General features: G+C 70.5%; 21 protein-coding genes. 12 read left to right on the top strand and 9 right to left on the bottom strand.

The window, feature by feature from the left end:
• Nucleotides 1-204 precede the first annotated feature (204 nt).
• The 5 genes from F784_RS0107495 to F784_RS0107515 all read left to right on the top strand — a co-directional run bounded on the left by F784_RS0107495 (nucleotide 205) and on the right by F784_RS0107515 (nucleotide 5,305).
• A complete protein-coding gene (locus F784_RS0107495; RefSeq protein ID WP_019586104.1) occupies nucleotides 205-1,458 on the top strand; it encodes an ABC transporter substrate-binding protein in 1,254 nt (417 codons plus the stop codon).
• Between the two features lie 73 nt (nucleotides 1,459-1,531).
• A complete protein-coding gene (locus tag F784_RS0107500; RefSeq protein WP_019586105.1) occupies nucleotides 1,532-2,488 on the top strand; it encodes a carbohydrate ABC transporter permease in 957 nt (318 codons plus the stop codon).
• On the top strand, nucleotides 2,485-3,330 hold the full coding sequence (locus F784_RS0107505; protein ID WP_019586106.1) for a carbohydrate ABC transporter permease: 846 nt from the start codon (nucleotides 2,485-2,487) through the stop codon (nucleotides 3,328-3,330). Before F784_RS0107500 ends, F784_RS0107505 begins: the two co-directional genes overlap by 4 nt.
• On the top strand, nucleotides 3,327-4,304 hold the full coding sequence (locus tag F784_RS0107510; RefSeq protein ID WP_019586107.1) for a Gfo/Idh/MocA family protein: 978 nt from the start codon (nucleotides 3,327-3,329) through the stop codon (nucleotides 4,302-4,304). The genes F784_RS0107505 and F784_RS0107510 overlap by 4 nt, the downstream gene beginning before the upstream one ends.
• The gene (locus F784_RS0107515) at nucleotides 4,301-5,305 is read left to right on the top strand and encodes a Gfo/Idh/MocA family protein (protein WP_019586108.1); all 1,005 of its coding nucleotides are present in this window, start codon (nucleotides 4,301-4,303) and stop codon (nucleotides 5,303-5,305) included. The genes F784_RS0107510 and F784_RS0107515 overlap by 4 nt, the downstream gene beginning before the upstream one ends.
• Nucleotides 5,306-5,311: 6 nt before the next feature.
• Here the strand turns inward: F784_RS0107515 and F784_RS0107520 are convergent, their stop codons facing one another.
• Together F784_RS0107520 and F784_RS26050 are read right to left on the bottom strand one after the other, a co-directional pair.
• Nucleotides 5,312-5,764, bottom strand: coding sequence for a hypothetical protein (locus F784_RS0107520; RefSeq protein WP_019586109.1), 453 nt, complete (start codon nucleotides 5,762-5,764; stop codon nucleotides 5,312-5,314).
• A 112-nt stretch (nucleotides 5,765-5,876) separates the two neighbouring features.
• Nucleotides 5,877-6,290 carry a hypothetical protein gene (locus F784_RS26050; protein ID WP_157465110.1) on the bottom strand — a complete coding sequence of 138 codons (414 nt, stop codon included), beginning with the start codon at nucleotides 6,288-6,290 and terminating at the stop codon, nucleotides 5,877-5,879.
• A gap of 126 nt (nucleotides 6,291-6,416) precedes the next feature.
• Between F784_RS26050 and F784_RS0107530 the strand changes: the two genes are divergently transcribed.
• A complete protein-coding gene (locus F784_RS0107530; protein ID WP_019586111.1) occupies nucleotides 6,417-7,097 on the top strand; it encodes an alpha/beta hydrolase in 681 nt (226 codons plus the stop codon).
• A gap of 19 nt (nucleotides 7,098-7,116) precedes the next feature.
• Here the strand turns inward: F784_RS0107530 and F784_RS0107535 are convergent, their stop codons facing one another.
• From F784_RS0107535 to F784_RS0107565, 7 genes are all read right to left on the bottom strand, one after another.
• A complete protein-coding gene (locus F784_RS0107535) occupies nucleotides 7,117-7,692 on the bottom strand; it encodes a hypothetical protein (RefSeq protein WP_019586112.1) in 576 nt (191 codons plus the stop codon).
• Between the two features lie 216 nt (nucleotides 7,693-7,908).
• On the bottom strand, nucleotides 7,909-10,254 hold the full coding sequence (locus tag F784_RS24460; protein WP_019586113.1) for a putative bifunctional diguanylate cyclase/phosphodiesterase: 2,346 nt from the start codon (nucleotides 10,252-10,254) through the stop codon (nucleotides 7,909-7,911).
• A 52-nt stretch (nucleotides 10,255-10,306) separates the two neighbouring features.
• Complete coding sequence (locus tag F784_RS0107545) at nucleotides 10,307-11,128, bottom strand: MBL fold metallo-hydrolase (protein WP_019586114.1); 822 nt, start codon at nucleotides 11,126-11,128, stop codon at nucleotides 10,307-10,309.
• A 38-nt stretch (nucleotides 11,129-11,166) separates the two neighbouring features.
• Nucleotides 11,167-11,967: an MOSC domain-containing protein gene (locus F784_RS0107550; RefSeq protein WP_019586115.1), complete on the bottom strand. Its 801-nt coding sequence runs from the start codon at nucleotides 11,965-11,967 to the stop codon at nucleotides 11,167-11,169.
• Between the two features lie 19 nt (nucleotides 11,968-11,986).
• Nucleotides 11,987-12,991 carry an N-acetylglucosamine kinase gene (locus F784_RS0107555; protein WP_157465111.1) on the bottom strand — a complete coding sequence of 335 codons (1,005 nt, stop codon included), beginning with the start codon at nucleotides 12,989-12,991 and terminating at the stop codon, nucleotides 11,987-11,989.
• Entirely contained in the window at nucleotides 12,988-13,707 is a 720-nt protein-coding gene (locus F784_RS0107560) for a glucosamine-6-phosphate deaminase (RefSeq protein ID WP_019586117.1), read from the bottom strand. The genes F784_RS0107555 and F784_RS0107560 overlap by 4 nt, the downstream gene beginning before the upstream one ends.
• A complete protein-coding gene (locus F784_RS0107565; RefSeq protein WP_019586118.1) occupies nucleotides 13,701-14,981 on the bottom strand; it encodes a family 4 glycosyl hydrolase in 1,281 nt (426 codons plus the stop codon). Before F784_RS0107565 ends, F784_RS0107560 begins: the two co-directional genes overlap by 7 nt.
• A gap of 651 nt (nucleotides 14,982-15,632) precedes the next feature.
• On the opposite strand from F784_RS0107565, the gene F784_RS0107570 reads away from it, so the two are divergent.
• The 6 genes from F784_RS0107570 (at nucleotide 15,633) to F784_RS0107595 (ending at nucleotide 23,663) form a co-directional block, all read left to right on the top strand.
• On the top strand, nucleotides 15,633-16,583 hold the full coding sequence (locus tag F784_RS0107570; protein WP_245557778.1) for a LacI family DNA-binding transcriptional regulator: 951 nt from the start codon (nucleotides 15,633-15,635) through the stop codon (nucleotides 16,581-16,583).
• 58 nt (nucleotides 16,584-16,641) lie between these two features.
• Nucleotides 16,642-18,288 carry an ABC transporter substrate-binding protein gene (locus F784_RS0107575; protein ID WP_040382627.1) on the top strand — a complete coding sequence of 549 codons (1,647 nt, stop codon included), beginning with the start codon at nucleotides 16,642-16,644 and terminating at the stop codon, nucleotides 18,286-18,288.
• Between the two features lie 66 nt (nucleotides 18,289-18,354).
• A complete protein-coding gene (locus F784_RS0107580) occupies nucleotides 18,355-19,341 on the top strand; it encodes an ABC transporter permease (protein WP_019586121.1) in 987 nt (328 codons plus the stop codon).
• Nucleotides 19,338-21,275 (top strand): dipeptide/oligopeptide/nickel ABC transporter permease/ATP-binding protein, encoded by a 1,938-nt coding sequence (locus tag F784_RS0107585; protein ID WP_019586122.1) that lies wholly within the window; start codon nucleotides 19,338-19,340, stop codon nucleotides 21,273-21,275. Before F784_RS0107580 ends, F784_RS0107585 begins: the two co-directional genes overlap by 4 nt.
• A complete protein-coding gene (locus F784_RS0107590; RefSeq protein ID WP_019586123.1) occupies nucleotides 21,256-22,293 on the top strand; it encodes an ABC transporter ATP-binding protein in 1,038 nt (345 codons plus the stop codon). The genes F784_RS0107585 and F784_RS0107590 overlap by 20 nt, the downstream gene beginning before the upstream one ends.
• On the top strand, nucleotides 22,290-23,663 hold the full coding sequence (locus tag F784_RS0107595; RefSeq protein ID WP_019586124.1) for a GH1 family beta-glucosidase: 1,374 nt from the start codon (nucleotides 22,290-22,292) through the stop codon (nucleotides 23,661-23,663). The genes F784_RS0107590 and F784_RS0107595 overlap by 4 nt, the downstream gene beginning before the upstream one ends.
• The last annotated feature ends 48 nt before the right edge of the window (nucleotides 23,664-23,711 follow it).

The raw sequence follows: 23,711 nt of genomic DNA on the forward strand, positions 1-23,711 counted from the left end.
CTGAGCCGGTAGCGAGGCATCCCCCACCCGCCGCCCTGGGCCCCTCGCTGGCGCTCGGGGTAACAATCCTTTTTAACCCGCTCCCGCTGTTGACCGAATTGTGACCACGGAGTATATGTATTATTAAGCTTCATCACAATCTTCGCGTTCTGGTCGGCACAGGAGGTTCCACGCCTCCCTCGTGCATCGTTTGGGGAGGTTTCCATGAAACGTCTGGGTCTGCCGCTTTCCCTCCTGCTCCTGTCCGGCCTGGCCGGGGCGCAGAAGACCACCCTCACCATCGAGAGTTGGCGCAACGACGACCTCAAGGTCTGGCGCGACAGCATCATCCCGGCGTTCGAGAAGCAGTACCCGAACATCCATGTGGTCTTCTCGCCGACCGCCCCCACTGAGTACAACGCCGTGGTCGAGGCCAAGCTCAAGGCGGGCACGGCGGGCGACCTGATCACCTGCCGCCCCTTCGACAAGAGCCTGGAGCTGTACCAGGCTAAGCGGCTCGTCAGCCTGAATAATCTGCCCGGGCTGAAGAACTTCGACGCGGTCGCCAAGGCCGCCTGGTCCACCGACGACGGCAAGACCACCTTCTGCGTGCCGATGGCCTCGGTGATCCACGGCTTCCTGTACAACAAGGCGCTCTTCAAGGAGCTGGGGCTGAGCGCGCCCACCACCGAGGCGGCCTTCCTGAGCACCCTCGCCAAGATCAAGCAGGGCGGCAAGTACGCCCCGCTGGTGATGGGCACCAAGGACCAGTGGGAGTCGGCCACGATGGGCTATCAGAACATCGGCCCGACGCTCTGGGAGGGGGAAAAGGGCCGCAAGGGACTGATCAGCGGGACGGCGCAGTACAACAAGGGCGGCTTCCTCCAGGCGTTCACCTCGCTGGCGAAGTGGAAGGACTACCTGCCGCAGGGCTACCAGGCGCTCGCCTACCCCGACGCGCAGAACCTCTTCGCGCAGGGGCGCGGCGTGATCTACCCGGCGGGCAGCTGGGACATCGGCACCTTCCGGCAGATGAACCCGGGGCTGGAGCTGGGGGCCTTCCCCCCGTACTCCATCGCCGGGAAGAAATGCGTGATCGACGACCACCCCGACATCGGCATGGGCATCAACGCGGCGAGCAAGAACCAGGCGGCGGCGCGGACCTTCCTGAACTGGGTGGCGTCCGACGCCTTTGCCAGCCTGTACGCAAACGCCCTGCCCGGCTTCTTCCCGCTGGCGAACGTGAAGTACACGGTGAAGGACCCCGTCGCGCAGGAGTTCCTGAAGTGGCGCTCCCAGTGCGGCAAGAGCTTCCGCTCGTCGTACCAGATCCTGTCGCGCAACGCCAACCCGAACAACGAGAACGACCTGTGGAACGTCTCCTCGCAGGTGCTCAACGGCAGCATGACGCCGCAGGCCGCCGCCAACATGGTGCAGAAGAACCTGGCGTCCTGGTACGCGCCGCAGAAGGGCAAGTAGGCCGCTTCATCTCCCGCAAGGCCCGCCCGGTTCGCGCTGGGCCGGGCCTTGTCCCCCATTCGAGGATGACCGCATGGCCCATACTTCCCTGTCCTCCACCCCGTCCTATACCCGCGTCAAGCGGCGCCGCCCCTTTCCCTGGCACATCGCCGTGTTCTTGGCGCCCGCCGTGCTGATCTACACGGTGGTGATGATCTACCCCATCCTGTCCTCGCTGTGGCTGTCGCTGAACAACCAGGCGGGGGGACGGGCGGCCTTCGTGGGGCTGGCGAACTACCAGAAGCTGCTGGGAAGTGAGCTGTACGCGCAGCCCCTGTGGAACGCGCTGCGGAACAACGTCGTGTTCTTCCTGATCCACATGCTCGTGCAGAATCCAGTGGGGCTGCTCCTCGCCGTGCTGCTAAGCTTCCGGCTGCGGGGGAGCGCGGTCTACCGCACCCTGCTCTTCACGCCGACGGTGCTGTCGGTGGTCATCATCGGCTTCGCGTGGAAGCTGATCCTGAATCCAGCGTGGGGGGTGCAACGCGCGCTGCTGACGCCGCTGGGACTGGAGCACCTCGACCAGCCGTGGCTGGGGCTGCCGAACACGGCGCTGCCGACCCTGTCGCTGATCAGCGTGTGGCAGAACATCGGCATCCCCATGCTGCTGTTCCTCGCCGCGCTCGTCCGCATTCCCGACGAGTTGTACGAGGCCGCGCGGCTGGACGGGGCGGGGGGCTGGACGATCTTCCGGCGTATCCAACTGCCGCTGATCCTGCCCACGGTGGGGATCGTCAGCGTGCTGACCTTCGTGGGGAACTTCAACGCCTTCGACCTGATCTACTCGACCCAGGGCGCCATCGCCGGGCCGAACTTCGCCTCGGACATCCTGGGAACGCTGTTTTACCGCACCTTCTTCGGCTACCAGCTCCAGCCCGGTGACCCCTACATGGGCGCGGCGGTGGCGGGCGTGATGCTCGCGGTGATCCTGGCGGGGCTGCTCGTCTACCTCGTGGCCTGGCAGCGGCGGATGACGGAGGTGCAGCTGTGAGTGCCGCTGGCGTGCCGCTCCTGAACCGCTCCTCACAGGTGCTCGGCCATCTGGTGCTGATCTTCTACAGCCTGCTGGCAACACTGCCCACCCTGCTCATCATCGTCAATTCCTTCAAGGACCGGCTGACGATCTTCTCGCACCCCTTCGCCTTTCCCAACGGCGGCACCTTCACGCTGGACGGCTACCGGACGCTGGCGAGTTCGGCCAATTTTCCCCTGTTCTTCCTGAACAGCCTGCTCGTCACGCTGGGATCGCTCTTCCTGATCCTCCTCGTGAGCAGCATGGCGGCCTTCGCGCTCAGCGAGTACCGCTTCCGGCTGAACACGCTGCTGGGGCTGTACCTCTCCGTTGGGATCATGGTGCCCATCCGGCTGGGGACGGTCGGCATCCTGAACCTGATGGTGGGCCTGCACCTCGTTAACACGCTCTGGGCGCTGATCCTGGTGTACACGGCGCAGGGCATCCCACTCGCGGTCTTCGTGTTGACCTCCTTCATGCGCGGCGTGCCGCGTGACCTGAAGGAAGCCGCGCGGATCGACGGCGCGAGCGAGTACCGGATCTACGGGCTGACCCTACCGCTGATCCGCCCCGCCCTGGGGGCCGTGACGGCGATCTCCATGATCCCGATCTGGAACGACCTGTGGTTCCCGCTGATCCTCGCCCCCGGGGAGCGGACGAAGACCATCGTGCTGGGGGCGAGCGCCTTTCTGGGGCAGTTCGTGAACGATTACAACGCGGTGCTGGCGGCGCTGACCCTCGCCATCGTGCCCGTCGTGGTGCTGTACGTGATCTTCTCGCGGCAACTCGTCAGCGGCATTACCGGCGGGGCGCTGAAGTGAGCCGCCCGACGGTCGGCCTGATCGGCGCGGGGTTGATGGGGCGGACCCATGCCCGGGGCTGGGGGACGCTGCCCGGTGTCCTGACGTGCGTGTACGCCCCAGACGAGAGGACTCAGCAGTTCGCCGCCGAGTTCGGCCTGCATCCCTGCGCGGAGGTGGACGAACTGCTGGAGCGGGTGGACATTGTGGACCTCTGCACGCCCACGCCGACGCACGGCGACCTCACCGTCCGGGCGGCGCGGGTGGGGTGCCACGTCATCTGCGAGAAACCGCTGGCCCTCTCGCTGACCGAGGCGGACGAGATGAGTGCGGCTTGCCAGTCATCGGGCGTTCGCCTTTTCGTCGCGCATGTCCTGCGGTTCTTTCCCCAGTACCGCGCGGCGTGGGAAAGGGTCCAGGCCGGGGACATCGGGGAGCCGCGCGTCCTGCGCCTGAGCCGGGTCGGGACGCCGCCCACGACCGGAAGCTGGCTACTCGACGAGTCGCAAAGCGGCGGCGTGCCCCTCGACCTCATGATTCACGACCTCGACTATGCGCGCTGGGTAGCGGGGGAGGTGGGGACGGTGTACGCGGTGGAGAGCCGTCAGGAGGAGCGGGTGATGGTCCAGGCGACCCTCTCGCACCGGGGCGGGGCGATCAGCCTGGTGGAGGGGGGCTGGGCCGCGCCCGCGGGGGTCTTCCGAACGGCCCTTGACCTGGCCGGAACCCTCGGCGTGATCGAGTGGAGTTCGGACGCTCCCTCACCATTACGATCACATGGTCCGTTACCCCCTCCCCTGCCCCAGGAGGGCGCTTCCCTCCCGGCCCTGGCGGGCGATCCCTACGCCGCCGAACTGGAACACGCCTACCGCGCCATCGAGGAGGGGCGGCCCTTCCTGGTCGAGCCGGAGGATGCCCGGACCGCCCTCGCGCTGAGCCTGGCCGTGCGGCGCAGCCTGGGAGCTGGTCAGCCCGTCCCCGTGGAGGATGCATGACCCCCGTTCGCCTCGCCCTGCTGGGGGTCGCGCACGTCCATGCGGACGCCTACGCCACGTGGCTCACGACCCACCCTGGCGTCCAGCCCCTCGGCTTCAGCGAGGAGGACCCGCACCTCGCCGCCGAGTTCGCGGCCCGGACGGGGCTGGCCCACCTGCCCCTGAAACAGCTTCTGGACGCGGAACCGCGGGGCGTCATCGTCTGTAGCGAGACCGCCCGGCACCGCCCGCTGGTCGAGGCTGCCGCCGGGGTCAGGGCGCACGTTCTGTGCGAGAAACCCATCGCCACCACGCTGGAGGACGCCCGGGCGATGGGCGAGGCCTGCGCGCGGGCTGGGGTGGGGTTCCGAACGGCCTTTCCGGCGAGGTTTTCCCCAGGGGTAGGGCAACTTCACGGGATGCTCCAGGCGGGTCTTTTGGGCAACGTCCTGGCCTACAGCGGCGTGAACCACAGCGTCTGCCCGGACCGGGAACGGGGCTGGTTCAGCGACCCGCGGCTCGCGGGTGGTGGGGCGGGGATGGACCACATCATCCACCTGGCCGACCTGCTGCACCTGCTCGGCGAGCGGGTGAGGGGCGTATATGCCCGGCTGATCCCCGTGCCGGAATGGGTCCTCCCGGAACACGCCGGGGTGGACGCGGCCGGGCTGGTGACCCTGAGCCTCGCCTCGGGAGCAAGCGCGACGATTGACCCCTCCTGGAGTCGACCGGGAAGCTATCCCCGCTGGGGACACCTGCGGCTCGACGTGACCGGCACCCGGGGCATGCAGAGCCTGGACGTGTTCGCCGAGTCGCTGAGCGTGACCGGGACGACCGGGCGGCACTGGTTCGGCTACGGCCCCGACCTGAATGCGCTCATGCTGGCCGACTTTCTGGGCCTCTGCACGGGCGAGGGGCCCTCTCTGGGGGCGGACTGGAACGCGGGGTATGAGGCGCTGCGGGTCGTCCTGGCCGCCTACCGGTCCCAGGAGCAGGGGCAGGCGGTCCGCCTGGGCGGGTGACCTGACCTAGCCCTGCGGGGAGTCTTGTCCCGCCTGAAGCAGGTGGGCCATGTACCGCTCGGAGAGGAACTGGACCAGCCGGTCGGCCATCTCGGGGGGGTTCGTGGAAAACGGCTGCGCGAAGGGCTCGGTGATCATGAACCTGTTGATCTGCGCTCCCTGCACCGCCAGTTGCCCGGCGTAGGTGACCGTGAGCGGGGCCTGAACCCGGAAGACCGGCCTCTTCAAACCTTCGAGCGGCAGGCGCGCCAGAACGACGGTCGTCACGGCGGCCGCCACCTCATCATTGGCCGAAGCGTCGAGCGGTTTGACGGTGACCTCCTGATAGCCGCGTGCTTCGAGCATCACCTTGAGCTGGACCTGAAGCTCGGCCAGGTAGGCCCTGGCCTGCTCCTCCAGTTCCTGCCGGGCGCGCAGGATCTGGGCGAAATCCAGGGCAGAGGGTCGGTTGGCCGTCACAGTTGAAACCTCCCGGCGGGTGGGGCGAGGATGACTCCTCCAGCATGACCTACGGGGGGTCCGCCGGGGCGACCTGATGGTTGGGGAAGCATTGACGGCCGCTCAGGACCCGCTACCCCCGCCCATTCCGGCAATGAACGAGCGAGCAGGAGTCCCGCGCATTCCGGGTGGTGGGGGCGGCCACCGAAAAGGCCTGCGTGCCTGTGGGAGTCGAAAACACGACCCGGCACTGCTCGCACCCCTCGTGCAGGCAGCGCAGCAGGGGGGCGAGTTCCTGGAGGCTGAGCCGGGTGGCGTCCAGGCGGTAGTGGCCCGACGGCAACCGCATGAGTTCAGGGCGGGAGGGTGGGGAGGAGTTGATCATGGTGGAGGGCTCGGGAAAGTCGCCGGGGCCGTCAGGGATATTGGCCGCACCGTGGAACGCGGCGGTGATGATGGGTGGAGGCGGCCCCGACCCCGCCAGTCTAGGCAGGCCCCGGGCCGCGCTTCTGGGAGAACCGTGGAGGCGGCATGGGCGAAATCGCACGCGGTTTCCGACTTCGCTGAAGGCCTCTTTAGGAGGCGTTGGCCGGAGGGTCCGCCTGGGGGTCAAACTGGCGGGTATGTCCCTGCTGCCGAACACTCCACCCCCTGCCCCCTGGGGAGGACCCCTGTGACACCGGGGGAAACGTTCAGTGCCGAGCTGCTGGGCGCCGAGCAGACCGGCCAGGAGGAGGGGGCGCGGGCCATCACCCTGCGGACCAGCCGGGGCGACATCGACACGCGGCTGCATGAGCCGCCGGAGGGTCCGGGGGGGGCGGGCATCGTGTGGGTCTTTGGAGCGGGCGGCGGCCTGGGCGGCCCGGCCGGGGGGCTCTATGCCCGCCTCGCCTCGCGGCTCGCCCCAGGGGGCATCACCTCGCTGCGCTTGGACTACCGGCGCCCCAACCATCTGGCTGAATGCACGCTGGACGTGCTGCTGGGCGCGGCCTTCCTGGAGACGCTGGGAATCACCCGCCTCGTGCTGGTCGGGCACTCTTTTGGCGGGGCTGTCGTCATTGGCGCGGGCGTGAACAGTGACGCCGTGGTGGGCGTGGCGGCGCTGAGCAGCCAGACCTACGGCGCGGAGGCGGTGGCCGAGCTGAGTCCCCGTTCGCTGCTGCTCCTGCACGGCGGCGCGGACGAGATTCTGCCGGACTCCTGCTCGCGCCTGCTGTACGGGCGGGCAGGCGAGCCGAAGGAGCTGCACCTGTACCCGGGGTGCGGGCACGGGCTGGACGCCTGCCGGGAGGAGGTGGACCGCGACCTGCTGGACTGGCTGCGCCGCACCCTGCCTGTCCCGGCGGGGGCCTGAGGGGCGGGGCCGGGAAGACTCAGGCTGGGGGGGTGCTGTCCTGCCCCGCCGCGGACGCCTCGCGGGCATTGCGGGCGATAGAGAACGTCACCATGTCCCAGGCGTTGCGGATGCCCATTGCCAGCAGCACCAGCAGCGCTGCGGCCACCACGGTCAGCGCCGCCTCGTCCTGGCCCTCCAGACCGAGCCCGCCCGACACCAGCAGCAGGACGCCGCTCAGGCTCGGTGCGGCGCCGTACCACATCCGGTCCGGGAGGTCCCACACGTCCGTCCGGCCCTCCGCCAGCAACTGGCGCAGAACAGCGCCGCTGTACAGCAGGCCGGTCAGCCCCACGGCGAGGAGCAGCAGGCCGAACCCCGTGCGCGTGAGGCTGGGCATCAGCAGCAGCGCACTGAGCATGAGGCTCAGGACGAAGGCCAGCAGGGCCGGGTCACTGTCGGCCCGCGTGACCGACATCCGCAACCTATGGACGGGCTGCGTCTGCTGGACCACGGTGAGGGCGACGAACATCAGCCCGGCCAGGGCCGCCCCGGCGGTGCCGGTCAGCAGGTAAAACGTCTCCCACTCGTGTAAGACCTGGTGAAATTCCCTCATCGGGCCTCCCTGAGTCGTCGGTCCGCCCGGGGCCTGTCCCCTTTCGGGCCTGCCGCACTGTACGGCGAGGGGCGCCGGGAAGAGCCGGAGTCCTGGACACACGGCTTTCCGCCGGGTGGGGGGCAGAAGAACCCTGTTCGGCGGAGCGAAGCGAAAATCCCCGGGCACGATTCGTGGGGCGCCTCGCCCCACTCAGGGCGACCAGCCTTCCATGTCCTAGACGAGGGCTTCCACGGGGCCGCCCACCCCCGCACGCTCCGCCTCGTGCGCCCGCCACCAGCGCTCGAACTCGGCGGGGGGCAGGGGCCGGGCCAGGAAGTCGCCCTGCACGTAGTCGCACCCCAGGTCGTGGACCCGCTGGCGCTGCCAGGGTTCCTCGACCCCCTCGGCGACCACGGTGAGGCCCAGGTTGTGCGCCAGGCCCGTCACCGCCTGCACCACCCGCGCCGCACCCGCCCCGTCCCGGCCCGCCTCGTCGAGGCCCTCCACGAAGCCGCGGTCCACCTTGAGGCCGCTGATCGGGAGGCTCAGCAGGTAGGCGAGCGCCGAGTGGCCCGTGCCGAAGTCGTCAATGCTGATTCGCACGCCCCAGCCGCCCAGCAGCGCGAGCTGGTGCGCCGTGCGCGCCACGTCCTGCACCACCAGCCGCTCGGTGATCTCCAGCTCCAGGGCGCTGCCGGGCAGCCCGGCACCCTCCAGGGCGGCCCGGACCTGAGTGGGAAAGTCCGCCTGGGCGAACTGGGCGGGCGAGACGTTGACCGCCACCCGCAGTGGCAGGCCCCGGGCGCGCCAGGCGGCGGCCTGGAGGCAGGCCTCCCGCAGCACCCACCCACCCAGGGGAACGATCAGCCCCAGGTCCTCGGCGACCGGCACGAAGGACCGGGGCGGCACCTCACCGAGTTCGGGGTGGCTCCAGCGCAGCAGGGCCTCGGCCCCGACCACCTCGCCCCCGGGGCCGCACTGGGGCTGGTAGTGCAGCCTGAACTCGCCGCGGTCCAGGGCGCCGCGCAGGTGCCGCTCGATCTCCTGGCGCCCGCGCCGCCCGGCGTCCAGCTCGGGGGAAAACATTCGCACCCCGTTCTTGCCCCGCAGTTTGACGTGGTACATGGCGCTGTCCGCGCTGCGGAGCAGGCCCCCGGCGTCGGGAACGTGGTCGGGCCACACGCTCACCCCGACCGAGGCGCCCACGCTGACGCCCCTGCCCGGCAGCACCAGCGGCGCGGTGAGGGCCGCCAGCAGCGCCTCGCCGACCGGGAGCGCCGCGCCCGCGTCCGCCAGGCCGGGGACCACCACCGCGAACTCGTCGCCGCTCAGGCGCGCCACCTGGGCGTTCCCCGGGGCGTGCGCGCGCAGCCGCCCGGCGATCTCACGCAGCGCGGCGTCCCCCGCCGCGTGCCCCAGCGTGTCGTTGATGTGTTTGAAGCCGTCGAGGTCCACGAACAGCAGGGCCAGCCGGGTACCCGACGCCCGGGCGTCCCGCACGGCCTCCTCCAGGCAGGCCGTCAGGGCGCGGCGGTTGGGCAGCCCGGTCAGGGGGTCGTGGTGCGCCAGGTGCTCGAGCTCTGCCTCGCGGGCCGTGAGCGCGCGGTGCAGCCGGGCGTTGTCGGCGAACATCACGATCTGGCGCGCCATCACCAGCAGGGTGACCAAGGCGGTGCCCCACAGCACGCCGCCCACCGCGAGGGTCTGCCGCGGGTACAGCGCCAGCAGCAGCGCGAAGGAGGCGGACAGCGCCAGGTAGGGGGACAGCAGGGTGAGCCGGACCTGCCAGGTGCCCGGGCGGCGGGCGGCCCGCGGCTCGGCCCGGGCCGCCAAAGCCGCGCCAAGGCCCTCCAGCACGAAGCTCCAGGCCCACAGCGCGTCGACCGGGTGCCCGGTCACGTAGGAGCCCGCCCGCGTCAGGTACACGAAGATAAAGTCGCCGACGATGTTCAGCCCCAGCCCCAGCGCGAAGAACACCTCGTGGGCGCGCAGGCGCTGGTTGCGAAAGACCGCCAGCAGCAGCAGGCCCAGCAGGAAGAGGTCCAGGACCGGGTAGGTCAGCGAGACGAGCCGCGAGACGAGCGGTTCGGCCGCGTCCCCCGCGATGCCCGCCAGGAAGAGCTGCCAGGCAAAGACGCCGACGGCCCCCACCACGATCAGGCTGTCCAGGGCCAGCCGGGCGGTCTTCAGGCCCAGCAGCGGCAGGCGGGCGAGCAGCACGAAGGCCGCCCCCTGAAAGAGGTAGGCGAGGACATACAGGCCGTCCGCGACCGAGGGAAAGGGCGGCTCCCGGCCGACCAGGTCGAGGTACACCCAGGAGGCCTCGGCGGCGCCGCGCACCAGGGCGTGGGCGAGCAGCCACGCGAACGCCACCCGCAGGGGTCCCGCGCTGCGCGCGAAGAGCTGCCCCACGACCACCAGGAACAGGGCCACGACGGCCAGGTAATGCAGGTCCGAGTACCACTCCCGCCCCCCGGCCCCGCCCCAGCCGAACACCAGCCACGCGCTGTGCAGTCCCGCGGCCAGGATGAGCAGCCCCAGGGTGGGACGCAGCGCGGAGGGAAGAGCAGGAGCCACCATCGGCGTCCCACTGTGCCCCGCCGGATGTGACAGGGTTCTGACGGCGCCGGGGCTACCCCTCCCGGATGAAGGAGAGCAGCTCCCCCACCCGCAGCACCTTCTGCGGCCGGTCAGGGTTCAGCCGGTACAGGTACGACACGAACTGGCCCGGGTCGGCCCCGTTTCCCGCGAACAGGTCGTAATGGGTCGGCACCACCAGGCCGACGTTCAGGACCTCCGCCAGCTCCGCCGCCTCCCGCACGCCCATATTCCCGACGATGCCCCGCCGGGTGCGGAAGTAATCGCGCCCGTTGATGGGTAAAAAGGCCACGTCGATCCGCCAGGCCGAGAGCGCCTCGATCAGGCCGTCCCAGATCACCGTGTCGCCCGCGTGGTAGACCGTCACGCCGTTCCACTCGATGACGTAACCCAGGAAGGCGTAGCCGCTCCCGGCCCCCTCCAGCTCGGTGTGGGCGCTGGGGACCGGCGTGATGGTGGCGCCCAGTTCCGTGAACGGCTCCCCCGCGCGGGCGTGGCGCCACCGTTCCCCCCCGATCCCGGCCTGAGCGGGGTCACAGGTATAGGGACCCGCGAAGTGTGCCCCGGGAGAGGCCACGGCCAGCGGGCGCAGGGTGTCCGGGTCGAAGTGATCGACATGGTTGTGCGTGACGAGTACCAGGTCCGCATTCGTCACGTCCCCCGGCGGGACGGGCGGCGGAAACACACGCTCCAGATGCCCGCCCCCGCCGTCGGAGTCGGTGAGGTACGGGTCGATGTAGAGGACCCCGCCCGGTCCCCGGATCGCCACGCCGACCTGACCGAGGCCGTAAAAGGCCAGGCTGTTCTCGCCGACCTGGAGGCGGTTCATACGTTCGATGAGGGGATGATTCGGCATATCCGCCCATTCTGCCGGAGCGCGGGGACCGGATACCGTCACCGGCTCCCTCTGCGCAGCACGACGATCGGGTCGCCCAGCTTCAGCTCACCCTGTTCGGCGTGGACGAGGTTTTGTCCGAACTCCACAAGACGGCCGCGCCGCCGGTAGCCCGCCAACGTCCGCAGCGGCTCCCCGCCCATGCGCCCCTCCGAGATGTTCAGGACGCTGCACCGCGCGCACGGCTCCACCACGCCAAACTCCAGATCGCCGATGCGGATGCGCCCCCAGCCGTCCTCCCCGTAGGCTGCGCCCCCGCGCACAACGAGGTTGGGGCGGAAGCGTTCGGGGGTGACGGGATGGGGCAGGCGGGTGTTGAGGTCCGCGACCGACGCCTCGGAGACGAGGTGCAGCGGGTTGCCGTCCGCGAAGCTGATGCGCGCCGTGCCGAAGCGCGGATTCATGTGCCGCTCGGCCTCGTCGGGGAAATAGACCAGGGCGGCGGGCAGGCCGAGGTAGGCGCTCCACCAGGCGTTCGCCTCCCCGCCGACCTCCACGGCCTGCACGGGCTGGCGGAAGATGTGGACCAGGCGCCCCGGCCCGCCCGGCCCGTGCGGCACGGGCAGGGGCGGCATCCCGGGCGCCGTCACGCGCAGTCCCCCCGGCTCCAGCCCTACCCCGACGAGGTCCATGCGCGGGAAGTCCCTCCCGGTCACCTGCCGCCCACCCCCGTCCACGACCATCCAGCGGCGGTCGAGGCCCAGGCCGAAGAGTTCCACCCTCGCGCGGTCCAGCGCCACGCCGCGCGCCGACTTGATGGGATAGGTGTACAGGCCGGAGAGGGTCAGGGGGGTGGACATGGGCGCAGTCTCCCGGGCGTCAGGTGCGGAACAGGGTGTCCGGGGGCAGGGTCGCGGCAAGGGCCGCACGCCAGCCGCGAATCGTCTCCCCGCCGGGTTGTCCCGCGTGGGCCGCCCGCAGCGCGAGGAGGGCGGCGCCCAGGACGGGCTCGAAACCGCCCTCACCCGGCGTGGCGCCCGGCTCGCCCCCGCGCACCCGGGCGAGCAGCGCGTCCCGCAGCAGGGGCGAGGGGTGACGCATCACGCCGCCCGCCGCGTACAGACCGAAGGCCGTGCCGCCCAGGCCCACCCGGCGGGCGGCCACGAGGGCATAGTCCCCCAGGGCCGCGCCGTGCCGTCCCACCAGCCCCCGCGCGGTCACGTCCCCCGCCGCCGCCGCATCCAGCAGCACCCGCGCGAGGCGACCCACCCGGCCTGGCGGGCGGCGGTCCCGGCGGGTGAGGGCGTGCAGCAGCGCCTCCACGTTCGGCAGGCGGTAGGCCGCCAGCACCCGGTCGGTAAGCAGGGTCGGCGGGTCGAAGCCCAGGTCCGCCCGGTACACGGCGCGCAGGGTCATCCGCCCCAGGTCCTCCGCCCCCCCGGGTTCCTGCCAGAAGCCCGTGTGCCAGGTCTGCCCGCCCGGGGCGGCGGCGGCGATCCCCGCGCCCGTGCCGCAGGCGACCATCACCCCGGTACCGTCCGGTGCGGCGGCATGCAGGGCACCCAGCGCGTCGTTCACCACCGCGCGAGACGCGCCCCAGCCGCGCGACTCCAGCTCGGCCCCCAGCAGCACGAAGTCCTCGGGCCAGTCAGCCCCCGTCGCGCTCAGGACGGCGGCGCGGAGGTGGGCAGCGTGGGCGTCCGCCATCCTCAGCGCCGCCAGCACCGCCCGGTCGATGGCCGCCAGCGCCTCCCGTTTCGACACGTAGATGTTTCCCCGCCCCCCGCGCCCCCAGCCCAGCACGCGCCCGGACGTGTCCGCCACCAGGGCCACCGTCTTGGTGTTGCCCGCGTCGATCCCCAGGACGAGGTCGGGAGGGCTCATGGGAAGGCCGGACCCCGCGTCACGCCGCACGCGGCGCGGTCGGCGAGGACGGTGGTGTTCGCGTCCTGAAGCCACGAGGCGGGCACCTCAGGTGTCGGCGGCTCCCGCAGCGCGCGGGCGAGGATGTCCCGCTTGTGAACCCCGCTGACGAGGAGAATGACCCGTCCCGCGCCCAGGATCACGTCCATGCCCGCCGTCAGCGCCCGTGTCGGCACGGGCAGGTCGCCCCAGTACGCGGCGTTGCTCGCCAGACTCGCGGGCGTGAGCGTCACCACCCGCGTCCGCGCGCCCGGCCCGCAGGGCGGCTCGTTAAAGCCCAGGTGCCCGTTCGGCCCGAGGCCCAGGACGGCGAGGTCGATGCCGCCGAGGGCCGCCACCTGCGCCTCGAAACGGCGGCACCCCTCGTCCGGGTCCGGGACCTCGCCTAGCCGCACGACCTGTTTCACGCCCAGCGGCTCCACGAAGGAGCGGCGCATCCAGCCCCACAGCGAGCGCGGGTCGTCCTCGCCCAGCCCCAGGTATTCGTCAAGTTGCACGGCAGTGAGGGCGGAGGCGTCGAGGTCCCGCCGGGCAAGCTCCGCGTACGTCGCCATCGGGGTATGGCCCGTGGCGACCAGGACGGAGAGGCTGGGCTTCTCGCGCAGCGCGTCCCCGATGAGATCGGCGGCGCGTTCGGCGAGCGTGTCCGCGTCCTCCAGCACCTCCACCCCTACCACAGCCGCTCCGGCAGGTACGCGCGGTGCGCCCGGGCGAGGTCGTCATACAGCGCCCCGGCGAGGGGCAGCGTGCGGACGAGGGGGTTACTCACCAGGGCGCGCAGGGCGTCCCGGCGCGAGCCGCACCACCCCGCGTCCGCCGCCAGCCCCTGATACTCGCCGAGCGAGCCCAGCAGGCCCCGCACCGGGGCGGGCACCCGGAAGCCGGGCAGTGGCCGCGCCCCCCGGCGGTCCACCAGACACGGCACCTCCACCACCTGCCCGTCGGGGAAGTCGGCGATGGCCCCGCGGTTCACCACGTTGCACAGCCACACCTCGCCGCGGTCGTTGAACAGGGCGTCCATCACGTCCACCGCGAGTTCCAGCTCGAACAGGCCGCCGCGTGAGCGGGCCGGGTCGAGGGTGGGGACCCGGGCCTCCACCTGCTCCCGGTAGTGCGCCCAGTAGTCGGGCACCTCGGCGAGGATGTCCTGGGCTCGGGTGGTGGGCCGGGCGCGCAGCTCGCGCAGCATGTCCGCCTCGTAGAAGTAGTACTTCATGTACGAGGCGGGCAAGGACCCCATCGTGACGGCGAGGTGCAGGAGTCGCCGCGCCCAGGGGTCCGTGACCCCCTCCAAAGCCCGCTCCAGCAGCGGCAGCAGCGGTACCCCGTCATAACTCGCCTCCACGCTCCAGCAGGCGTGGTTCAGTCCGACCATCGTGGCCTCCACCCGGCGGGGGTCAAGGCCTGCCATCCGCGCCAGTTCGAGGGGAAAGATGATGGGCCCCTCGCACAGCGAGATGACGGGCACGTCGGAGTGGTCAGCCACGGCCTGCGCGACGATGTTCACGGGGTTGGTGTAGTTGAAGAGCGTGGCCCCCGGGCACAGCCGGGCCATGTCCTCCACCAGCCCGCGTGTGACGTGCAGCGCCCGCAGGGCCATGAACAAGCCCCCCGCCCCCTGCGTCTCCTGCCCGATGGCGCCGCGGGACAGGGGAATCCGCTCGTCGAGCGCCCGCGCCTCGAAGCCGCCGGGCCGGAAGCTCGACAGCACCCCGTCGCACCCCGGGAGGGCGCGTTCCCGGCTCGTGGTCGCCGTCACCCGCAGGTCGGCGCCCTGGGCCTCGACCATCCGTTCCGCCAGCCGCCGCACGAGGTCGAGCCGCCCCTCGTCGAGGTCCACCAGGACGATCTCCGACCCGGCGAAGTGGTCCGCCTGCCGGATAAAGGACGCCACCGTGCCCGGCGCGCGGGTGCTGCCGCCACCGATATAGGCGAGTCTGATGCGGGCCATAGGGTTTCGCCGTCATGCTACCGCGTTGGCCCCGGGAAGGGTCGCCCCCGGGAGACGCAGGACCACCGCCAAGTCGCCAGGTGGGCATAACACAATCCTCGGCCCTGCGGGCCACCTCCCCTTAGGACGCTTGATGCGAAAGGAGAAGCTGGCGAAATGGCCCTTTCGTCGTCTGGCGTGAAGGCGAGCGCCGCGCGCCACCCCTCTCCCGTAAGGGTGGGCAAAAGACCTTGCACCACACCGTGTTGTCCCCATGCACTTCGAGCGTTTGGGGGAGACAACCGCCCGAGGTTTCTGGAGGGCAAAGGCCGGACCTGGCTCCCCTCCCAGGGGAGCTGTCCGCAAAGCGGGCTGAGGGGTTGCCCGGGGCCAGCTCTTCCTTACGCTTGCCCTACCCGCACGCACCGGACAGGGACTGGAGTGGCGGCGTCTTGACACCGCCCTGCCGAAAGCCTACTTTATCGCTAAAGTTAAACTCATCTTTACGCGGAGGCCCTGGCAGGCCTTCCCCGTCTGCCCCTCCCCGCCCGCCTTCACGTCACGTTCCACTCGGGAGCGCGCATGACGGAATCGGCCCCACCCTCCCCCAATCTCCCCTTCCCCGCCCCGGTCACCCTGGCGGACATCGCGCGGTTGGCGGGAGTGTCCCGCATGACGGCCTCCAACGTCATCAACGGCAAGCCGGGCATGACCGAGGCCACCCGGCAGCGGGTGCTGCGGGCGGTCGAGCAGACCGGGTACGTGGCGAACCCGGCGGCGCGGAGGCTGGCGGGGCGACGCACCAACCTGATCGGGGTGATCGCGCCGCGCTACGGGGTGCCCTACGTCAACGAGGTCCTGCACGGCGCGGTCGCCGCCGCCGAGGACGCGGGCATGAACTTGGCGGTCTTCACCACCGCGGGCAGCGCGGCCCTGGAGCGCGAGCGGGCGGCGCTGCTGCGGACCCTGGCCGACGGGGTGCTGCTCATCCTGCCCAGCGGGGACGAACACGAGGTGTTCCAGGACGCCGTGCCGGTGGTCACGGCCGGGTCGCTGAGCCCCTTCAGCGTGCGGGGCGACAACGTCCACGGCGGGCGCCTCGTCGCGCGGCACCTGCTGGAGTTGGGGCACCGCCGGGTCGCGTACATCCGCGGGCCGCACTCGGGCGGGGTCTACCAGCAGGAGTCGGAGGCGCGCGAGCGCGGCTTTCTGGAGGAACTGCGGGGAAGTGGTGTGGACGTGCCCGCCGCGTACCTCGCCCCGGGCGACTTCAGCGAGGCGGGGGGGGAGCGCGCCGCGCGGGCGCTGCTGGCCCTGCCCGAGCCGCCCACGGCCATCTTCGCCTCCAACGATTCGGCGGCCCTGGGGGTGCTGCGCGCCGCCGAGGCGCTGGGGCTGCGGGTGCCCGGCGACCTCTCGGTGGTGGGCTACGACGACGTGGGGGCCGCCGCCCGGACCCGCCCGCCGCTGACCACCGTGCGCCAGCCGCTCCCCGAGATGGGCGCAGCGGCGGTGCGGATGCTGCTCGACCTCGTGCGCGGCACGCGGCCCACGCCGCCGCCCCCCTTTCCCACCACCCTCGCCCCGCGCGACTCCACCGGGCCACCCTTCCCGTCCCGCTGACCGCCCGTCCCCCCTTTCCCTCTCGCCCGGCCCGCGCCGGAGACTGCCGAGGTTCCCCATGAAGCCAGTGTCCCGCTTTGCCGCCCCCCTCGCCCTGCTCACCGCCGCCCTGGGCGCCCATGCCTTCGCGCAGGGGCAGCCCAAGACCACCTTCACGGTGGTGCGCTCGGCCCAGTGGGGGGCGCAGAACCTCAACCCCTTCTCGCCGGGGGACCAGCACCTCCAGGCCACCACCTCGGCCATCTACGAGACGCTGTTTTACGTCAACGGCCTGAACGGCAAGGTCACCAACGTGCTGGGCACCAAGTACGCCTGGAGCCCGGACAACAAGACCCTGACCGTCTCCACCCGCCCGGGCGTGAAGTGGCACGACGGCCAGGCCTTCAGCGCGAACGACGTGGCCTTCACCTTCAACTACATGAAGCAGTACCCGGCGCTCGACCTCACGGGGATCTGGAAAAACGGCCTCTCGAGCGTGAAGGCGAGCGGCCCGGGCACCGTGACCTTCACCTTCAGCCGCGCCAATACACCGATCTTCAACAACATCGCCAATGTGGCCATCGTCCCCCAGCACCTGTGGAGCCAGGTCAAGGACCCGCTGACCTACACCAACTCCAAGCCGGTGGGGACCGGCCCCTTCACCTTCGACGCCTACAGCCAGCAGGCGGTGCGGGTGCTGAAGAACCCCAACTACTGGATCAAGGGCCAGCCCTACGTGGACGCGGTGGTCTGGCGCGCGACCAACGGCAACGACGCCGCGCTGCTGCAACTGCTCAAGGGCGAGGCCGACTACGGCTACATCGGCATTCCCGACCCCAAGGGCGGCTACGCGGCCAAGGGGCCGAACTACAGCTACTGGTGGCCGGTCAACAACTCCAACTTCCTGTACTTCAACACCACCAAGGCGCCCTTCAGCGACGCCGCCTTCCGCCGCGCGGTCGCGGGGGCGATCAACACCAAGGACGTGGCGCAGAAGGCCTACTCGGGCGTCCTGGCCGCCGCGCCCGCCAGCGCCGTCATTCCCGCCCAGCAGGCGCAGTGGCTCCCCACCTCGATGAAGAGCATGACCCTCAAGTATGACCCCGCGGCCGCCGACCGGGCGTTGACAGCGGCCGGGTACAAGAAGAACGCGCAGGGCCAACGCCTGGGCAGGGACGGGAAGCCTCTGCCCACCTTCAAGATCCTGGTGGGGGCGGGCTGGACGGACTTCATCACGATGGCGCAGGTCGTGGGGGACAACCTCAAGCGGCTGGGGATCAACACCTCCATCGACCAGCAGACCTGGAGCTCCTACTCGGGCGGGCTTCAGACCGCGACCTACGACATGGGCATCAGCTGGGGCTGGGGCAACGGCCCGACGCCGTACTACCTGTTCTACTCCTCGTTCTCGCCCGAACTCAGCGCGCCGGTGGGCAAGACGGCCCCGTCGAACCTCTCGCACTACACCAACCCGGCCCTCACCAAGGCCATCGCCGCCTTCCGCGCCACCAGCGACCCGGCCGCGCAGAAGCAGGCCGTCGCCACCATGGTCAGCACGGTCATGAGGGACATGCCGTGGGTACCGCTGACCGACCGCGCGCAATTCTCGCTGTACAACACCAGCCGGTTCACGAACTTCCCGACCGCGCAAAACCCCTACAACGACGGCAGCCCCGACGACGTGCCCGGCGCGCGGCTGATGTACCTCAACGTCAAGCCCAAGTAAGCGCCACCTTCTCCCGGGTGGGACTGGGACCACTCCCGTCCCACCCCCCGTTTTAGGAGGCCCCCCGTGCCCTACCTCCTGCGCAAGTTCGGCATCCTGCTGTTCACCCTGTGGGTGGCGGTGACCCTCAACTTCATCCTGCCGCGCCTGGTGCCCGGCAACCCCGTCGGCGCGATGATCGCCAAGTACCAGGGCCGCCTCGACCCGCAGGCGGTCACGGCGCTGACCAAGGCGTACGGGCTCGACAACCAGGGCAGCCTGATCGAGCAGTACGTCGGGTACCTCGGGCGGATGCTGCACGGCGATTTCGGGCGCTCCATCGGGCAGTTCCCGACCCCCGTGAGCGACATCATCGCGCAGGCCGCGCCGTGGACCATTGGCCTGATCGGTGTGACCACCATCCTGTCGTTCCTGATCGGCAGCGCCTTCGGGCTGTACTCGGCGTGGCGGCGGGGGGGCCGGGTGGCCGACGCCCTGCCGCCCCTGGCCCTCTTCCTGAACTCGATGCCGTACTTCTGGTTCGCGCTGCTGCTGCTGTACTTCTTCGCGTTCAAGCAGAGCCTCTTTCCCCTGGGCAACAACCTCGACCCCTTCCTGACGCCCTGGACCTCCCAGTGGTGGTCCTCGCTGCTGCGGCACGCCGTGTTGCCCGCACTCACCATCATCGTGACGGCGGCGGGCGGCTGGCTGATCACCATGCGCAACAACGTGATGAACGTGATGGGCGAGGACTACCTCGCCTTCGCGCGGGCCAAGGGCCTCTCGGAGGGCCGCATCCTGAACCGTTATGTGCTGCGCAACGCCCTGCTGCCCAGCTTCACCGCGTTCGGCATCGCGCTGGGCTTCGTGGTGGGCGGGGCGATCTTCGTCGAGACGGTGTTCTCCTACCCCGGCCTGGGGCTGTATCTGTACCAGGCGGTCGTGGGGCTCGACTACCCCCTCATGCAGGCGATCTTCCTCTTCATCGCGCTCGCCGTGCTGATCGCCAACTTCATCGTGGACGCGCTGTACGCCGTGCTTGACCCGCGCGTTCGGGACGGGAGGACGCCATGACCGTCATTCCCGTAAACCGCACGCCCAGGCCCAGGTTCAACGTGAGCGGCCTGCGCCTCGTGCTGCGCTCGCCGCAGGCCGCGGCGGGGGCGGCCATCCTGCTGATCGTGCTGCTGATGGGCCTTTTCGCGCCGCTGCTGACCCCCTACGATCCCAGCTCACAGGATTTCGGCACGTGGCTCAAACCCTCGGCGCAGCACCCCCTGGGCACGACCGCGCTGGGGCAGGACATCCTGGCGCAACTGCTGTACGGCTCGCGGCTCACGCTGCTGATCGGCGTCGCCACGGGGCTGGTGGCGACCGCCATCGGCACGACGCTGGGCCTCGCCGCCGCCTATTTTGGGGGCCGTACTGACGAGATCATCAACACGGTCATCAACGTCTTCCTGGTCCTGCCCGGGTTGCCGCTGCTCATCGTCGCCGCGGCCTTCCTGCGGGGGGGCGGGGCGTGGCCGATCATCCTGGTGATCTCGCTGACAGGCTGGGCCTTCGGGGCGAGGGTGCTGCGCGGGCAGGCGATGGCCCTCCGGGGCCGGGACTTCGTGCAGGCCGCCATCGCCACCGGGGAGGGGCCGGGCCGCATCATCTTCGCGGAGATGCTGCCCAACCTCGCGGGCCTGATCGCCGCCAACTTCTTCTCCACGGCGCTGTACGCCATCCTCAGCGCGGCGGGCCTCTCCTTTCTCGGTGTGGGCGACGTGGGGATCAACACCTGGGGCACGATGCTGTACTGGGCGCAGGCCAGGGGTGCCCTGCTGCAGGGCGCGTGGTGGTGGTTCGCCCCCCCCGGCCTCGGCATCGCCCTGCTGGGCACCGCCTGCGCGCTGCTGAACTTCGGCATCGACGAGATCACCAACCCCAAGGCCAACCACGCGAACAAGGCGACCCGGGTGCTGCGGCGCGGGAAGGCCCCGAAAGTCGTGGCGCCCCAGCCGGAGGGTCCGCTGCTCTCCATCCGCCACCTCGACGCGGGGTACGTCACTCCGAAAGGCCCGGTGCGCGCGGTGCGCGACGTGTCCCTCAGCGTGAAGCCCGGCGAGTTCGTCGGCCTGGCGGGCGAGTCGGGCTGCGGCAAGTCCACCCTGGCCTTCGCGGCGACCCGGCTCCTCGATCCGCCCGGCGCGGTGTTCGGCGGCGAGGCCGTTCTGGCGGGCCAGGACCTCCTCGCCATGACCCCCGAGGAACTGCGGCGGGTGCGCTGGAAGGACTATTCCCTCGTCTTCCAGGCGAGCATGAACATCCTCAACCCGGTCATCAAGATTCGGGAGCAGGTGTACGACGCGATGCAGGCGCACGGGGTGAGGGACAAGGCGCGGCTCGACGCGCGGGCCCGCGAACTCTTCCGCCTCGTCGGCATCCGCGAGAGCTATCTCGACGCCTACCCGCACCAGCTCTCGGGCGGGATGAAGCAGCGCGTGGTGATCGCGATTGCCCTCGCCCTCGAACCGAAACTCGTCGTGATGGACGAGCCGACGACCGCGCTCGACGTGGTGGTGCAGCGCCAGATCCTCCAGGAGATCGACGAGGTGCGGCGGGAGCTCGGCATCGCCATCATCTTCATCACCCACGACCTCTCGCTGCTCGTCGAGATGAGTGACCGCATCGCCATCATGTACGCCGGGGAGATCGTGGAGGAGGCCCCGGCGCGCGAGATCTACCAGCACCCCAAGCACCCCTACACCCGCAGGCTGATGACCGCCTTCCCGCCCCTCTCCGGCGAGCGCGAGCGGAGAGAAGGCATTCCGGGCCGACCACCGCCGCTGAGCCAGGACATCCCGTACTGCCCCTTCTTCGACCGCTGCCCGTCGCGGATGCCGGGCCTGTGCGACGTGAAGAAGCCCGCCAACGTCGAGGTCGAGCCGGGGCACCGGGTCGCCTGCTTCCTGCACTCGCCCGCCGTGAAGGAGGAGGGCCATGCTCTCGCCAGCGACTGACACGCGCATGAACGTCGGGACGGCCCTCGAAGCGCGGGGGCTGACCAAGGTCTTCAAGGTGGGCCGGGCGGGCAAGAGCGTCACCGCCGTCAATCACGTGGACCTTACCATCGGGCGCGGCGAGGTGCTGGGCCTGGTGGGCGAGTCGGGCTCGGGCAAGAGCACCATCGCCCGGCTGATCGGCCAGCTCTACGAGCCGACCTCGGGGACGATGCGCCTGGCGGGTGAGGACGTGCCGCTGCGGATGGGGGGCGCGCGGCTCAGGAGATTCCGCAAGAACGTCCAGATGATCTTCCAAGACCCCTACGGGAGCCTCAACGGGCTGCACACGGTGGGCTACATCCTGTCGCGCCCCCTGAAGATCCACGGGCTGGCGAGGGGGCGGGGTGTTTCGGAACAGGTCAACTCCCTGCTCGAACGGGTGGGCCTCTCGCCGGGCGCAAGCTACGCCGCCAAGAAGCCGCACGAGCTGTCGGGCGGGCAGCGGCAGCGGGTGGTTATCGCCCGTGCGCTCGCCGCGCGCCCCGAACTGATCCTCGCGGACGAGCCCACAAGCGCGCTCGACGTCTCCATCCGGCTTGACATCATGAACCTGCTCCTCGACCTGCGGGACCAGGAGGGGCTCTCGATGCTGTTCATCACCCACGACCTCGCGGGGGCGCGGTACATGGCCGACCGCATCGCGGTGATGTACACCGGGCACATCGTCGAGGTCGGCCCAGCCGACCAGGTGATCGACGACCCGCAGATGCCGTACACACGGCTGCTGAAGTCGGCGGCGCCCAAGCCCGAGGCGGGCCTGCACCCCGAGCGGGTCGAGGCGCGGGGCGAGGTGCCCGACCTCACCAACCTGCCGCCCGGCTGCCCCTTCGAGCCGAGGTGCCCGCACGCCCGGCCCGTCTGCCGCGAGGGGCTGCCGAGGATGTACGACGTGGGCCCGGGGCACCAGGCGCGCTGCATCCTGCATGACCCGGCATTGGCGGCCCAACCTCCCATTCATCCCGAGGTGACCGCGTGACCGTGAGCGAGACCGAGCCTGTACGCAAGACCGACTTTCCCGCCGACTTCGCCTGGGGCACGGCGACCGCCGCCTACCAGATCGAGGGCGCCGTGGCCGAGGACGGGCGTTCCCCGAGCATCTGGGACACCTTCAGCCACACGCCGGGGCGGGTGAAAAACGGCGAGAACGGCGACGTGGCCTGCGACCACTACCACCGTTGGGCGGAAGACCTGGACCTGATGGCGCAGCTTGGCCTGAACGCCTACCGCTTCTCGGTGGCGTGGCCGCGGGTGGTGCCGGGCGGGCGGGGGGCGGTGAACGCCAGGGGACTCGACTTCTACGACCGCCTGACGGACGGGCTGCTCTCCCGGGGCGTCGACCCCTACGTCACCCTCTACCACTGGGACCTTCCGCAGGTCCTCCAGGACGCGGGCGGCTGGGCGAACCGCGACACCGCTTATGCCTTCGCGGACTACACCGATGCCGTGGCGGGGCGGCTGGGGGACCGGGTCCGGGGCTGGATCACCCACAACGAGCCGTGGTGCGCGGCCTTCCTGGGGAACGTGGTGGGCGTCCACGCGCCGGGGTTGCAGGACCTGGGGACGGGCCTGCGCGCCTCACACCATCTCCTGCTCTCGCACGGGTTGGGAACGGAGGTGATTCGGGCGGCAGTGCCCAACGCCCAGGTCGGCATCACGCTGATCCTGGGGCCGCACCATCCGGCCACCGACCGCCCCGAGGACGAGGCCGCCGCCCGGCGCGGGGACGGCTTTCTCAACCGCTGGTTCCTCGATCCGGTGTACGGGCGTGGGTATCCACAAGACATGCTCGACCTGTACCGCCCCTATGCCCCAGCGTTCGAGGAGGCCATCCGGCCCGGCGACCTGGAGACCGTCGCCGCCCCGACCGACTTCCTGGGCGTGAACTACTACCAGCGCACGGTGGTTCAGGACGCGCCGGGCGAGAACGGGCTGCTCGGGACCCGCAACCTCCGGCCAGAAGGCGAATACACCGCCTTCGACTGGGAGGTCTATCCCGATGGCCTGCGTGAGATTCTGACCCGTGTGCACCAGGATTACGCCCCGCCCGTGATGTACGTCACCGAGAACGGCGCGGCCTACGACGACCGCCCCACCCCGGACGGCCAGATTCACGACGAGCCCCGCCGCCGCTACATCGAGCGCCACCTCGCGGCCTGCCGGGACGCGATGGGGGCCGGGGTGCCCCTGAAGGGCTACTTCGCCTGGAGCCTGCTTGACAACTTCGAGTGGGCCGAGGGGTACAGCAAACGCTTCGGCCTGGTGCGGGTGGACTACCCCACCCAGCGGCGGACCGTGAAGGACAGCGGCGCGTGGTACGGCCGCCTGAGCCGGGGGGCAGAGGAGTAGAGCCTTTCTGGAGATGTCGTTTCTCCCTCTCTCCCCGGGGGTGACTCG

This window comes from Deinococcus apachensis DSM 19763, assembly GCF_000381345.1.
Classification (GTDB): Bacteria; Deinococcota; Deinococci; order Deinococcales; family Deinococcaceae; genus Deinococcus; species Deinococcus apachensis.

Coding starts and splice junctions, on each gene's coding strand:
- F784_RS0107495 (WP_019586104.1), top strand. CDS start 205: ATGAAACGTCTGGGTCTGCCGCTTTCCCTCCTGCTCCTGTCCGGCCTG.
- F784_RS0107545 (WP_019586114.1), bottom strand. CDS start 11,128: ATGCCGAATCATCCCCTCATCGAACGTATGAACCGCCTCCAGGTCGGC.
- F784_RS0107565 (WP_019586118.1), bottom strand. CDS start 14,981: ATGGCCCGCATCAGACTCGCCTATATCGGTGGCGGCAGCACCCGCGCG.
- F784_RS24460 (WP_019586113.1), bottom strand. CDS start 10,254: ATGGTGGCTCCTGCTCTTCCCTCCGCGCTGCGTCCCACCCTGGGGCTG.
- F784_RS0107575 (WP_040382627.1), top strand. CDS start 16,642: ATGAAGCCAGTGTCCCGCTTTGCCGCCCCCCTCGCCCTGCTCACCGCC.
- F784_RS0107555 (WP_157465111.1), bottom strand. CDS start 12,991: ATGAGCCCTCCCGACCTCGTCCTGGGGATCGACGCGGGCAACACCAAG.
- F784_RS0107550 (WP_019586115.1), bottom strand. CDS start 11,967: ATGTCCACCCCCCTGACCCTCTCCGGCCTGTACACCTATCCCATCAAG.
- F784_RS0107590 (WP_019586123.1), top strand. CDS start 21,256: ATGCTCTCGCCAGCGACTGACACGCGCATGAACGTCGGGACGGCCCTC.
- F784_RS0107535 (WP_019586112.1), bottom strand. CDS start 7,692: ATGAGGGAATTTCACCAGGTCTTACACGAGTGGGAGACGTTTTACCTG.
- F784_RS0107570 (WP_245557778.1), top strand. CDS start 15,633: ATGACGGCCTCCAACGTCATCAACGGCAAGCCGGGCATGACCGAGGCC.
- F784_RS0107500 (WP_019586105.1), top strand. CDS start 1,532: ATGGCCCATACTTCCCTGTCCTCCACCCCGTCCTATACCCGCGTCAAG.
- F784_RS0107585 (WP_019586122.1), top strand. CDS start 19,338: ATGACCGTCATTCCCGTAAACCGCACGCCCAGGCCCAGGTTCAACGTG.
- F784_RS0107515 (WP_019586108.1), top strand. CDS start 4,301: ATGACCCCCGTTCGCCTCGCCCTGCTGGGGGTCGCGCACGTCCATGCG.